At 72.1% G+C, this 13052-nt stretch carries 10 protein-coding genes; 8 read left to right on the top strand and 2 right to left on the bottom strand.

All coding sequences use genetic code 11. From position 1 onward, the window contains the following. Positions 1-2 precede the first annotated feature (2 nt). Both ACWGJM_RS09415 and map read right to left on the bottom strand, forming a co-directional pair. Positions 3-2558: an ATP-dependent Clp protease ATP-binding subunit gene (locus tag ACWGJM_RS09415; protein WP_453411057.1), complete on the bottom strand. Its 2556-nt coding sequence runs from the start codon at positions 2556-2558 to the stop codon at positions 3-5. A gap of 216 nt (positions 2559-2774) precedes the next feature. Further along, positions 2775-3542 carry a type I methionyl aminopeptidase gene (gene map, locus ACWGJM_RS09420; protein ID WP_453411058.1) on the bottom strand — a complete coding sequence of 256 codons (768 nt, stop codon included), beginning with the start codon at positions 3540-3542 and terminating at the stop codon, positions 2775-2777. A gap of 32 nt (positions 3543-3574) precedes the next feature. Here map and ACWGJM_RS09425 point away from each other — a divergent pair, with 32 nt between their 5' ends. The 8 genes from ACWGJM_RS09425 (at position 3575) to ACWGJM_RS09460 (ending at position 12976) form a co-directional block, all read left to right on the top strand. Then, complete coding sequence (locus ACWGJM_RS09425; RefSeq protein ID WP_453411059.1) at positions 3575-3841, top strand: helix-turn-helix domain-containing protein; 267 nt, start codon at positions 3575-3577, stop codon at positions 3839-3841. 104 nt (positions 3842-3945) lie between these two features. Further along, positions 3946-5592 (top strand): hypothetical protein, encoded by a 1647-nt coding sequence (locus tag ACWGJM_RS09430; RefSeq protein ID WP_453411060.1) that lies wholly within the window; start codon positions 3946-3948, stop codon positions 5590-5592. Positions 5593-5764: 172 nt separating this feature from the next. Further along, entirely contained in the window at positions 5765-6607 is an 843-nt protein-coding gene (locus ACWGJM_RS09435) for a nitrilase-related carbon-nitrogen hydrolase (RefSeq protein ID WP_453411061.1), read from the top strand. Continuing rightward, positions 6604-7890: an aspartate aminotransferase family protein gene (locus ACWGJM_RS09440; protein WP_453411062.1), complete on the top strand. Its 1287-nt coding sequence runs from the start codon at positions 6604-6606 to the stop codon at positions 7888-7890. Before ACWGJM_RS09435 ends, ACWGJM_RS09440 begins: the two co-directional genes overlap by 4 nt. Before the next feature lie 47 nt (positions 7891-7937). Then, positions 7938-9512, top strand: coding sequence for a PucR family transcriptional regulator (locus ACWGJM_RS09445; protein ID WP_453411063.1), 1575 nt, complete (start codon positions 7938-7940; stop codon positions 9510-9512). A gap of 155 nt (positions 9513-9667) precedes the next feature. Beyond that, on the top strand, positions 9668-10510 hold the full coding sequence (locus ACWGJM_RS09450) for a nitrilase-related carbon-nitrogen hydrolase (protein ID WP_453411064.1): 843 nt from the start codon (positions 9668-9670) through the stop codon (positions 10508-10510). Between the two features lie 31 nt (positions 10511-10541). Further along, complete coding sequence (gene hydA, locus ACWGJM_RS09455) at positions 10542-11945, top strand: dihydropyrimidinase (RefSeq protein ID WP_453411065.1); 1404 nt, start codon at positions 10542-10544, stop codon at positions 11943-11945. An 11-nt stretch (positions 11946-11956) separates the two neighbouring features. Then, a complete protein-coding gene (locus ACWGJM_RS09460; protein WP_453411066.1) occupies positions 11957-12976 on the top strand; it encodes a TIGR03842 family LLM class F420-dependent oxidoreductase in 1020 nt (339 codons plus the stop codon). Positions 12977-13052 lie beyond the last annotated feature (76 nt).

Raw genomic sequence — 13052 nt, forward strand, 5'->3', positions numbered from 1 at the left:
GCTCACAACTCCGGGACGGGCGGCCTCTCGGCCAGGTCCTCGGTGCGGAACACCAGCCGCCCGTCCGTCACATCCACCGTCACCCGGCTGCCCTCCCCGATCCGGCCGTCGAGCAGCAGCCGGGAGAACTGGTTGTCCACCTCGCGCTGGATGGTGCGGCGCAGCGGCCGCGCGCCGTACTCCGGCTCGTAGCCGCGTTCGGCGAGCCAGTTCACGGCCGCGTCGGTGAACTCCACCGTGACGCCCTGCGCGTGCAGCATCCGGCGGGTCCGCTCCAGCAGCAGATCCGTGATCCGCCGCAGCTGCTCGGCGGTGAGCTGACGGAAGACGACGATCTCGTCGATGCGGTTCAGGAACTCCGGCCGGAAGTGCTCGCGCAGCGGCCTGAGGATCTGCTCCCGCCGCGCCTCCTCGTCGGCCTCTGCGCCGCCCGGCCCGAAGCCGATGCCGGCGCCGCGCCGGTTGATCGCCTCGGAACCGAGGTTGCTGGTCATCACGATGACGGTGTTGGTGAAGTCGACGGTGCGGCCCTGCGAGTCGGTCAGCCGTCCGTCGTCCAGCACCTGAAGCAGGATGTTGAAGACGTCCGGATGCGCCTTCTCCACCTCGTCCAGGAGCAGCAGCGAGTACGGGTGCCTGCGCACCACCTCGGTGAGCTGGCCGGCCTCCTCGTGGCCGACGTACCCGGGCGGGGCGCCGACCAGCCGGGAGACGGTGTGCCGCTCCTGGTACTCGCTCATGTCCAGGCGGACCATCCGCTCCTCGCTGCCGAACAGGGCCTCCGCCAGCGCCCGGGCCAGCTCGGTCTTGCCGACACCGGTCGGGCCCAGGAACAGGAAGCTGCCGATCGGCCGGTCGGGGCTCGCCAGCCCGGCACGCGAGCGCATCACCGCCTCGGCGACCACCGCGACCGCCTCCTCCTGGCCGACCACCCGCTGGTGCAGGTGCTGCTCCAGGCCCAGCAGGCGCTCCTTCTCCTCCTGCGTGAGACGGCTGACCGGGATGCCGGTCTGCCGGGACACCACCTCGGCGACGGCCTCGGCCGTCACCTCCAGGTCCTGGCCCTCGTCGGCCCGGTCCTCGCCGGCGGTCTCCGCGATCCGCTGCTTCAGCCCGGTGATGCGGTCCCTGAGCTGGGTCGCCTGCTCGTACTGCTCGTCCGCGACCGCCTGGTCCTTGTCCCGGGTCAGCTGCTCGACCTCGCGTTCCATGGCGCGTACGTCCGTGCCCTTGGTCCGGGCACCCAGCCGCACCCGTGCCCCCGCCTGGTCGATCAGGTCGATCGCCTTGTCGGGCAGGCGGCGGTCGGCGAGATAGCGGTCGGACAGCTCCACCGCGGCCACCAGCGCCTCGTCGGCGTAGCGGACCTGGTGGTGGGCCTCGTACCGGTCGCGCAGCCCGCGCAGGATCTCGAGGGCGTCCGCGACGGTCGGCTCGGGCACCAGGATCGGCTGGAAGCGGCGGGCCAGCGCCGCGTCCTTCTCGATCCGCCGGAACTCCTCCAGCGTGGTCGCGCCGACGATGTGCAGCTCGCCGCGGGCCAGCGCGGGCTTGAGGATGTTGGCCGCGTCCATCGCCCCGCCCTCGCCGCCACCGCCCGCTCCGACGACGGTGTGCAGCTCGTCGATGAAGACGATCAGGCGGTCGGAGTGGGCGCGGATCTCGCCGACGATGTTGTTCAGCCGTTCCTCGAAGTCGCCGCGGAAGCGGGTGCCCGCGACCACTCCGGTCAGGTCCAGGGCGACCACCCGGCGCCCGAGGAGGACGTCGGGCACGTCCCCGTCGGCGATCCGCTGGGCCAGGCCCTCCACGATCGCGGTCTTGCCGACGCCCGCGTCACCGATCAGGACCGGATTGTTCTTGCCGCGCCGGGAGAGCACCTCGATGGTCTGCTCGATCTCGTTGTCCCGCCCGATCACGGGGTCGATGCCCCCCTGCCGGGCCAGGTCGGTCAGGTCGCGGCTGTACTTGTCCAGCGTCGGCGTCGACGTCGGGCCCTGCCGCTCGGCGGTCTGCGTCCGCTCGGCCTCGGGAGCCCCGGGCGGAAGAGGGGACGACGCGTAACGGGCCGCGTGCAGGATGTGCCCGGCGGCCGAGTCCGGGTTCGCGGCCAGCGCGCTCAGCACGTGCTCGGGGCCGATGTACCCGGCGCCGCGCGAGCGGGCCAGGTCGTGCGCGTCCAGCAGGGCGCGCTTGGCCGCCGGGGTCAGGGACAGCGTCGTCGGCGGCGGTGTCTCGCCCGGCGGATGCTGGACCGGGCCGGACCGCTCGTCGATCTCCGTCGCGAGCGAGTCCGGGTTCGCGCCGGCCCGGCTGAGCAGACTCCGGGTGGGTTCGGCGGCGAGCGCCGCGCGCAGCAGGTGCTGCGTGTCCAGGTCCCGGCTCCCGTGCTCGGCGGCGTACTGGGCGGCGCCTCTCACCAGTTCCCGGGCCGGCTGGCTCAGCAGCCGGCCGATGTCGATCTGGCGGGGTCCGGTGTTGGGGCCGGCTCCGCCGAAGAAGCGGGCGAGGAATTCGCCGAAGGGGTCGCCCTCCGGGCCGATGAAGCCGCTGGTCATCGTTTCCGTTTCCTTCGCTGACGTGTGGCTCCCGCCGGGTAACCGGGATGCGGTGCGCTCATGCCACGATGGCACGTTCTGTTTCGCGGGGCATGTCCGGAGCACCTGTGTTTCGGGGTTTTCACGTCGTTTTGCGAGTGCGGCTGCGTGGGGGCTGGTCGCGCCCACGAGGCGGAGCCGCATGGATACGGCCCCGCGCCCCTGGGACGGGCTGGGCTACCGCTCCGTGAGAATGCGCGGGCCCGCCTCTGTGATCGCCACCGTGTGTTCCGCGTGTGCTGCCCGCGAACCGTCGTTCGTGCGGAGCGTCCAGCCGTCCGGAGCCTCGTGGTAGCCGTCGGTTCCGCCGGCGATCAGCATCGGCTCGATCGCCAGGACCATGCCGTGGCGCAGGGGAAGACCCCGGCGGGGGCGGCCCTCGTTCGGTACCGGTGGGTCCTCGTGCATGCGGCGGCCGATGCCGTGGCCGCCGAAACCGTCCGGGATGCCGTATCCCGCCGCCCGGCACACCGTGCCGACGGCGTGGGCGATGTCGCCGATGCGGTTGCCGACGACCGCCGCCTCGATGCCCGCCGCCGGGGCCCGCTCGGCCGTTTCGATCAGCCGTACGTCGGCCGGGCGGGCCCGTCCCACGGTGAAGCTGATCGCCGAGTCGCCGGCCCAGCCGTCCAGTACGGCACCGCAGTCGATGGAGACCAGGTCGCCGTCGCGCAGCCGGTACCGGTCCGGGATTCCGTGCACGATCGCGTCGTTGACCGAGGCGCAGATCACCGCGGGGAACGGGGTCGGGGCGAAGGAGGGGCGGTAGCCGAGGAACGGTGAGGAGGCGCCCGCCTCGCGCAGTACCTCCCGGGCCACCTCGTCCAGTTCCAGCAGGGTGACGCCGACGGCCGCGGCCTTCCGTACAGCCGTCAGGGCCCGCCCCACGACCTGGCCCGCTGCGTGCATCGCTTCGATCGACGTGTCCGTCTTCAGCTCCACCATGCCAATTATTATACCGGTATTAAAATGGTGGCATGGTGCGTACCCCTCTCACTCCCGAGGAGCGCGAGCGCGGCGAGCGGCTCGGGCAGTTGCTTCGTGACGCGCGCGGCGCGCGGAGCATGACGGATGTCGCCGCCGAGGCGGGCATCTCCGCCGAGACCCTCCGCAAGATCGAGACGGGCCGTGCTCCCACTCCGGCGTTCTTCACGGTGGCCGCGCTGGCCCGGGCGCTCGGCCTGTCGATGGACGAGGTGGCGGGGCGGTGCGAGCTCGCCGGTGCGCCGGTCAAGAACCCGTAATGGGCGGCTCGCGCACCTTCTCCGAAAACTGGACGTAGCAGCGCTGTAACACGACTGGTGTTGCCTGACTGACCGGAGTGCTCCGGTCTGGCGGGAGTTGGGCGATGGCTGTGGATCAACTCCCTGGGCAGGTGCGGGAGTTCGCGAGCTACCTGGATGGTCTGCTGGCGCGCCTGGATCAGGGCGGCGGCTGGTGCGGGGTGTTCTGGCAGCGCGACCCCGAAGGCATGCGGGCCTGCCTCGGCGGGCGTGAGGTGCCGCCGTGGGACGTGGTGGACGCGCTCCTGCACGACCTCGCGGTGACGTACGGCGCCCCGGCGGCGGAGGCCGAGAAGGAACGGGCCAGGGTCCTGCACGTGGCCGCCCTCGCCGCGTACGACTCCCTGCCGGGCGCCCGGGCGGAACTCGGCGACCGGCTCGACGTGATGCTGCGCGAGCAGCGGTACGCCGCCGAACGGCACGCCGAACTCGACCGGCTGCTCGCCGCGGCCATCACACCGGAGGAGGCCGACGTCCTCCGCCTCGACCTCGCCTGGGCCCACGACGACCACGAACGCGCCACCGCGCGGTGCGCGGAGTTCCGGTCCCGCATGGCCGACCTGGACCGGCGCGCGGCACGCGGCGCGCCGGCCGTCCGGCGGGGCGCGGACGGGAATGTGCTCCGTGTCGAGGCAGGGTCCCCGACGGGCGGCAGGGCGGCGGCCCCGGCCGAGGCGGGAGGCCCGTATCGCGAGCCGTCGGCACGGACCGCGGCGGGGGACCTCCAGCCGTCCCGTACGCCCCGCTCCCTGGCCGACGCCCAGCGGGCCACAACCCTCGACCCCACCGCCGATCCCACCGCCGACCCCACCGCCTTCCACCCCTTCCGCCGCCCCGACCGGACACCGGCCGCCGACCACGAGCACCCCGCCCCGCCCGAACCCGCCGCCACAGCCACCACCCCGGCCCCGTCCGCGCACCCCACGCCCGAGTGGGCCCCCGCTGCCGAGCCGTCCCTCGTCACCCCCAAGCAGCGCAAGCGCCGCCGAGGCAGTGCCCGCTTCGCCGGGATGGCCGAGGACGAGGCGGCGCCGGCCGTCATGCCGGAGGTGGCGCAGGCCCCGGCGCAGCCGCTCGCCGCAGACCCGGCGCCCGCGCCCCGGCGCACCCCGCGCGGTGCCCGGTTCGCCGGAGCCGCGCCGGAGGTGCGGCGGCCGGCGCCGCGGGCCGAGCCGGCCGACGCGGAGGCGGCGCGGGTCGTCGCGGAGGCCGTCGAACGGCTCGTCCGGCTGCGTGCGGAGGGCCGCAGCGGCGAGGCGCACGCCCTGCTGGCCGAGGCCGCGTACTGGCCCGTCACCCGCTTGCCGCCGCTCGCGGCGGAACTCCGGCGCGCCGGGCTCGGCGCCGACTGGGCGACCCTGCTGTGGGAGGCCGCCTCGCTGCCCGCCGACCGGCTGGTGGCCGCGGCCGACGCCCTGGACGCGGCGGGGCGCTCCGCCGACGGGCAGCAGATCCTGCGGCAGGGCGTCGCCCGCCCCGCCGCCGAGATAGCCGAGGCCGTGCTGGCACTGGACGCGCAGGGCCGCGGGCGCGAGGTGCGGGTCCTGCTGGACGCCTACGTCCGGGTGCGCGCCCCCGAGGAGGCCGTGAGCAGCGTCGCCGCCGACCCGCAGCGTCTGGTTCCGCTGCTGCTCCAGGCCGCGCGGGGCGTCTCTCAGGAGCGGCACTGGGACCTGCTGCATGCCGTCCGCGTCGCCGGCTTCACCGCCTGAGCGCCGTACCGCGCGTAAAGCCCGATCACTCCACTGGAGTGCGAAACACGATCGACTCAGCGGGTTGACGGCGATGGTCTTGGCAAGGCCGTCCGGGAGGCTTACGTTCGTCCCTCTACGGCCCAGCGTCTACGGGCGTAGAGGGATGAACGTCCCGTCGAAGGAGCAGCTCATGGCGAACGTCGTCCGCGCCGCACTGGTCCAGGCCACCTGGACCGGCGACACCGCGTCCATGGTGGCGAAACACGAGGAGCACGCCCGCGAGGCCGCCCGGCAGGGCGCCGAGGTCATCGGGTTCCAGGAAGTCTTCAACGCCCCCTACTTCTGCCAGGTCCAGGAGCCGGAGCACTACCGCTGGGCCGAGCCGGTGCCCGACGGGCCGACCGTCAGCCGGATGCGGGAACTGGCCCGCGAGACCGGCATGGTGATCGTCGTCCCGGTGTTCGAGATCGAGCAGTCGGGTCACTACTACAACACCGCGGCCGTGATCGACGCGGACGGCTCGTACCTCGGCAAGTACCGCAAGCACCACATCCCGCAGGTCAAGGGTTTCTGGGAGAAGTACTACTTCAAGCCGGGCAACCTCGGCTGGCCCGTCTTCGACACCGCCGTCGGCAAGGTCGGCGTCTACATCTGCTACGACCGGCACTTCCCGGAGGGCTGGCGGCAACTCGGCCTGAACGGCGCCCAGCTCGTCTACAACCCGTCCGCCACCCACCGCGGCCTTTCCTCCCATCTGTGGCGGCTGGAGCAGCCCGCCGCGGCCGTCGCCAACGAGTACTTCATCGCCGCGATCAACCGGGTCGGCGTCGAGGAGTACGGCGACAACGACTTCTACGGCACGAGCTACTTCGTCGACCCGCGCGGCCAGTTCGTCGGCGCGACCGCCGGCGACAGCAAGGAGGAACTCCTCGTCCGCGACCTCGACTTCGACCTCATCGAAGAAGTGCGGCAGACGTGGGCGTTCTACCGCGACCGCCGCCCCGACGCCTACGAAGGGCTGGTGCAGCCGTGACCAAGGACCTGCTGGGCCGCCACCGGGCCGTCCTGCCCGACTGGCTCGCCCTCTACTACGAGGACCCGATCGAGCTCACCCACGGCGACGGCCGGTACGTCTGGGACGCCGCCGGCAAGCGCTACCTCGACTTCTTCGGCGGCATCCTCACCACGATGACCGCGCACGCGCTGCCGGAGGTGACGAAGGCGGTGAGCGAGCAGGCCGGGCGGATCATCCACTCCTCCACGCTCTACCTCAACCGGCCGATGGTCGAACTCGCCGAACGCATCGCCCAGTTGTCCGGCATCCCGGACGCCCGGGTCTTCTTCACCACCTCCGGCACCGAGGCCAACGACACCGCGCTGCTGCTCGCCACCGCCTACCGGCGCAGCAACACCGTCCTCGCCATGCGCAACAGCTACCACGGGCGCTCCTTCAGCGCCGTCGGCATCACCGGCAACCGCGGCTGGTCCCCGACCTCCCTGTCCCCGCTCCAGACCCTGTACGTCCACGGCGGCGTGCGCACCCGCGGCCCGTACGCCGGGCTGGGCGACGACGAGTTCATCGCCGCCTGCGTCGAGGACCTCAGGGACATCCTCGGTCACACCCGCCCGCCCGCCGCGCTGATCGCCGAGCCCGTCCAGGGAGTCGGCGGCTTCACCTCCCCGCCCGACGGCCTGTACGCCGCGTTCCGCGAGGTCCTGCGCGAGCAGGGCATCCTGTGGATCGCCGACGAGGTGCAGACCGGCTGGGGCCGCACCGGCGACCACTTCTGGGGCTGGCAGGCGCACGCCGGCAGCGGGCCGCCGGACATGCTCACCTTCGCCAAGGGCATCGGCAACGGCATGTCCATCGGCGGTGTGGTCGCCCGCGCCGAGATCATGAACTGCCTGGACGCCAACAGCATCTCCACCTTCGGCGGCACCCAGATCACCATGGCGGCGGGCCTGGCCAACCTGACGTACCTGCTCGAGCACGACCTCCAGGGCAACGCCCGGCGCGTGGGCGGACTGCTCATCGAACGGCTGCGGGCCGTCGCCGCGCAGCTGCCCGGCGTACGGGAGGTGCGCGGACGCGGCCTGATGATCGGCGTCGAACTGGTCAAGCCCGGCACCGACCGGGCCGATCCGCAGGCTGCCGCCGCGGTGCTGGAAGCGGCCCGCGCGGACGGGCTGCTCCTCGGCAAAGGCGGCGGCCACAACACCAGCGCCCTGCGTATCGCACCGCCGCTGTCCCTGACCGTCGCGGAGGCCGAGGAGGGCGCCGCGATCCTGGAACGCGCTCTGAGGAGCGCCCGGTAGCACCGGCCGAGCTGCCCCGGGCAGCACATCAGCAAGGGAACAAGGTCATGGCCACCACCTTCGAGACCCTCCAGAGCCTGGAACCCGCCCTGTCGGTCCGGCAGGTCCTCAATCTGGAGCGGGTGCTCGCCGGGGAGCCGGAGGTGGTGGCCGGCGCCGCCCAGCTCGACCGGCCCGTGCGCTGGGTGCACGTCGCCGAGGCCCCCGACGTCGGCGTGATGCTCAGCGGCGGCGAGATGGTGCTCACCACCGGCGTGCTGCTCGCCGGCGACGAGGGCAAGCAGGCCGAGTACATCCAGTCGCTGCACCGCGCGGAGGCCGCCGCCGTCGTCCTCGGGCTCGGCCGGGCCTTCCCCGCCCCGCCGGACGTCATGCGCCGGGCCGCCGAGCGGTGCGGGCTGCCGCTGGTCGTCCTGCACCGCCCGTTCCCCTTCGCCGAACTCACCGAGGAGGTGCAGTCCCGGCTGGTGCGGCGGAAGTTCGCCGCCGTCAGCCTGTCGGAGGCGGTACGCACCGCCCTCACCGGGCTCATCACCGCGGGCGCCCCCTTGCAACGGCTGCTGGACGAGGTGGCCCAGCACAGCGGCTGCCCCGTCGTCGTCACCAACCTCGCCCACCGCGTCCTGGCCACGGCGGGGGAGCGGTCCGCGGTGGACGACGTACTGCGCGACTGGGAACGCATCGCCCGGCAGGCGGGCGGCGGCGCGGGCGACGGCTGGATCCGCGCCGACCTCGGCGGGCGCGGGGAGCGGTGGGGGTGGATCGTGCTGTGCGGACACCGGGGCGACACCGCCACCGGGCGGCTGCTCGCCGATCGCGCCGCCGAGGCCCTCGTCCTGCACCGCATGCTCGGCGGCGGCTCCGCCCACACCTGGGAGGAGCAGTCCGCGCAGAGCCTGCTGACCGACCTGGTCTCCGGCGTCGTACCGGCCCGCCAGCTGCTGCCCCGGGCCCGCGCGGCCGGGCTGCCGGTCAACCGGCGCACCTTCGTGCCCCTCGTCGTCCGGGACGCGGAACCCGCCGGGCTCGACCGCCTGCTCAGGCTGCTGGGCCTGCCCGGGCTCGTCGCCGAGCTCGCCGACGGCGCCACCGCCGTGCTGCTCAGCCTCGCCCGGGACCAGGACGCCGAGGCACTCGCCGCGCACTTCGCGGCCCGGCTGCGCACCGAGTCCGGGGAGGCCCGCACGGTGGTCGCCGCCGCCGATCCGCGGACCGCCTGGGACGACGTGCCCGCCGGTCTGCGCGAGGCCCAGCACGTGGCCGACGCCGTGGCCGACTCCTCGGACGCCCTGGCCCTCCCGGCCGTCGTCCGCCTCCGGGACGTCCATCTGCGCGGCCTGATCCGGCTGCTGCGGGACGACCCGCACGTGCAGTCCTTCGCCGAACGGGAGCTGGACGGGCTGCTGTGCGGCGCCGGCGAGGACCTGCTGAACGTCCTGCGCACCTACCTCGCCACCGGCCGCAACAAGTCCCGCACCGCCCAGCTCCACCACGTCTCCCGGCCCGCGCTCTACCGCCGGCTGGAAGCGATACAGGGCCGCCTCGGCGTCGACCTGGACGACTTCGAGCAGGCGGCCTCGGTACACATCGCACTCCTCGCACACGACGCGCAACAGAGCTGAAACTTACGATGACCTGCGAAAACGGCGGTGAAACATGGGCCGAGCAACACGTGACACGGTGACACGCCGCCCACCCGCAGACGTGACACGCTGCAACTCAAAGTCGACTTCCGGACTTCCTAGGCTCGCCGCACACCGAGCGACCGGAGGTCCCGATGAGCAGAGTGATCCGTGCCGCCCTCTTCCAGACCGCCTGGACCGGCGACAAGGAATCGATGATCCAGGTGCACGAGCAGGCGGCCCGCGACGCGGCCGCGCAGGGTGCCCAGGTGCTGTGCTTCCAGGAACTGTTCTACGGACCCTACTTCTGCCAGGTCCAGGACAAGGCGTTCTACGAGTACGCGGAAGCGGTCCCGGACGGCCCCGTGGTCAAGCGCTTCCAGACGCTCGCCAGGGAACTGGGCATCGTCCTGGTCCTGCCGATGTACGAGGAGGAGCAGCCCGGCGTCCTGTACAACACCGCGGCCGTGATCGACGCGGACGGCTCGTACCTCGGCAAGTACCGCAAGCACCACATCCCCCAAGTGCCCGGATTCTGGGAGAAGTTCTACTTCCGTCCCGGCAACCTCGGCTGGCCGGTCTTCGACACCAAGGTCGGGAGGATCGGTGTCTACATCTGCTACGACCGCCACTTCCCGGAGGGCTGGCGGGCCCTGGGCCTGGCCGGCGCCGAGATCGTCTTCAACCCGTCGGCCACCTCGCGCGGCCTGTCCGCCTACCTGTGGCAGCTGGAGCAGCCGGCGGCGGCCGTCGCCAACGAGTACTTCGTCGGCGCGATCAACCGGGTCGGTGTCGAGGAGTTGGGCGACAACGGCTTCTACGGGACGACGTACTTCGTCGACCCGGAGGCCCAGTTCGTGGGCGAGGTGGCCTCCGACAAGGAGCCCGAACTCGTCGTCCGCGACCTGGACCTGGCCAAGCTGCGAGAGGTCCGCGACCGCTGGCAGTTCTTCCGCGACCGCCGTCCCGACGCCTACTCCCCGCTGACCGCACCCTGACCGAACCGTTCACCCTGGCAGGAGAGGGATCATGAGCAGCCGTACCGTCATCCGTGGCGGCCTCGTCATCACCGCGTCCGACGAGATCCACGCCGACGTCCTGATAGAGGACGGCCGCATCGCCGCCCTCGCCGCCTCCGGCACCCCGGCGGCCGAGGCCTTCACCGCCGAACGAGTCATCGACGCCACCGGGAAGTACGTCATCCCGGGCGGCGTCGACGCGCACACCCACATGGAGCTGCCCTTCGGCGGCACCTTCGCCTCCGACACCTTCGAGACCGGCACCCGGGCCGCCGCGTGGGGCGGCACGACCACGATCGTCGACTTCGCGGTGCAGAGCGTCGGCCACTCCCTGCGCGAGGGCCTGGACGCCTGGCACGCCAAGGCCGAGGGCAACTGCGCCATCGACTACGGCTTCCACATGATCGTCTCCGACGTCAACCAGGAGACGCTGAAGGAGATGGACCTGCTGGTGGAGGAGGGCGTGACCTCCTTCAAGCAGTTCATGGCCTACCCGGGCGTCTTCTACAGCGACGACGGCCAGATCCTGCGCGCCATGCAGCGCTCCGCCGAGAACGGCGGCCTGATCATGATGCACGCGGAGAACGGCATCGCCATCGACGTGCTGGTGGAGCAGGCGCTGGCGCGCGGGGAGACGGACCCGAGGTACCACGGCGAGGTCCGCAAGGCCCTGCTGGAGGCCGAGGCCACCCACCGCGCCATCAAACTCGCCCAGGTCGCGGGCGCTCCGCTGTACGTCGTGCACGTCTCGGCGACGGAGGCGGTCGCGGAGCTGGCCCGGGCCCGCGACGAGGGTCTCAACGTGTTCGGCGAGACCTGCCCGCAGTACCTGTTCCTGTCCACGGACAACCTCGCCGAACCCGACTTCGAGGGCGCGAAGTACGTCTGCTCGACGCCGCTGCGGCCCCGCGAGCACCAGGCCCAGCTGTGGAAGGGCCTGCGCACCAACGACCTCCAGGTGGTGTCGACGGACCACTGCCCCTTCTGCTTCGTGGGACAGAAGGAGCTCGGCCGCGGCGACTTCTCCAAGATCCCCAACGGCCTGCCGGGGGTGGAGAACCGCATGGACCTGCTCCACCAGGCCGTCGTCGACGGACACATCAGCCGCCGCCGCTGGATCGAGATCGCCTGCGCCACCCCGGCCCGTATGTTCGGCATGTACCCGAAGAAGGGCACCATCGCCCCGGGCGCCGACGCCGACGTCGTCATCTACGACCCGCACGCCGAGCAGGTCATGTCCGCCGAGACCCACCACATGAACGTCGACTACTCGGCGTACGAGGGCAGGCGCACCACCGGCCGGGTCGAGACCGTGCTCTCGCGCGGCGAACTCCTCATCACCGAGCGGGAGTACACCGGACACGCCGGCCACGGTGTCTACACACCGCGCTCCACCTGTCAGTACCTCAACTAGGAGCGGCGCTCATGGACTTCGGACTCGTCCTCCAGACCGACCCCCCTGCCTCCCGTGTCATCAGCCTGATGCAGCGCGCCGAGCGCAACGGCTTCACCTACGGCTGGACCTTCGACTCCGCCGTGCTCTGGCAGGAACCCTTTGTGATCTACAGCCAGATCCTGTCCAGCACGGACAACTTGAAGGTCGGCCCCATGGTCACCAACCCGGGCACCCGCACCTGGGAGGTCACCGCCTCCACCTTCGCCACCCTCAACGACATGTTCGGCAACAGAACCGTCTGCGGTATCGGCCGCGGCGACTCCGCGATGCGCGTCGCGGGCCGCAAGCCCAACACCCTCGCCCGCATCAGCGAGGCCATGAAGGTGATCCGGGCGCTCGGCCGGGGCGAGGAGGCCGATCTCGGCGGCACGGTGGTCCGGTTCCCGTGGGTCAAGCCGGGCGCCGAACTGCCCGTGTGGATGGCCGCGTACGGGCCCAGGGCGCTGAAGATGACCGGTGAGGAGGCCGACGGGTTCATCCTCCAGCTGGCCGACCTGTATCTGACCGAGTACATGGTCAAGGCCGTGAAGGACGCGGCCCGCGCCGCCGGCCGCGACCCGTCCGAGGTGAGGATCTGCGTCGCCGCCCCCGCCTACGTCACCGAGGACGACTCGCCCGAGGCGCTCGCCCACGCCCGCGAGCAGTGCCGGTGGTTCGGCGGGATGGTCGGCAACCACGTCGCCGACCTGGTCGCCAAGTACGGCGAGCACTCTGCGGCCGTACCCGACGAACTCACCGACTACATCAAGTCCCGGCAGAGCTACGACTACGCCCACCACGGGCGCAGCGGCAACCCCGACACCCAGTTCGTGCCGGACGAGATCGTCGACCGGTTCTGCCTGATCGGCCCGGCCGAGAAGCACATCGAGAAACTGAACGCCCTCCGCGAGCTGGGCGTCGACCAGTTCGCGGTGTACGACATGCACGACGCGCAGGAAACCGTCATCGACGCCTACGGGTCGCAGGTGATCCCCGCCGTCAACTCCTGATCCTCCGCCGTCCCTCCTTCCCACCCCCCACTCCTGGTCACCCCTCCCCGCAGTCCCGGGGAGGGGCGAGTGCCCG

This window comes from Streptomyces sp. NPDC054834, assembly GCF_053611185.1.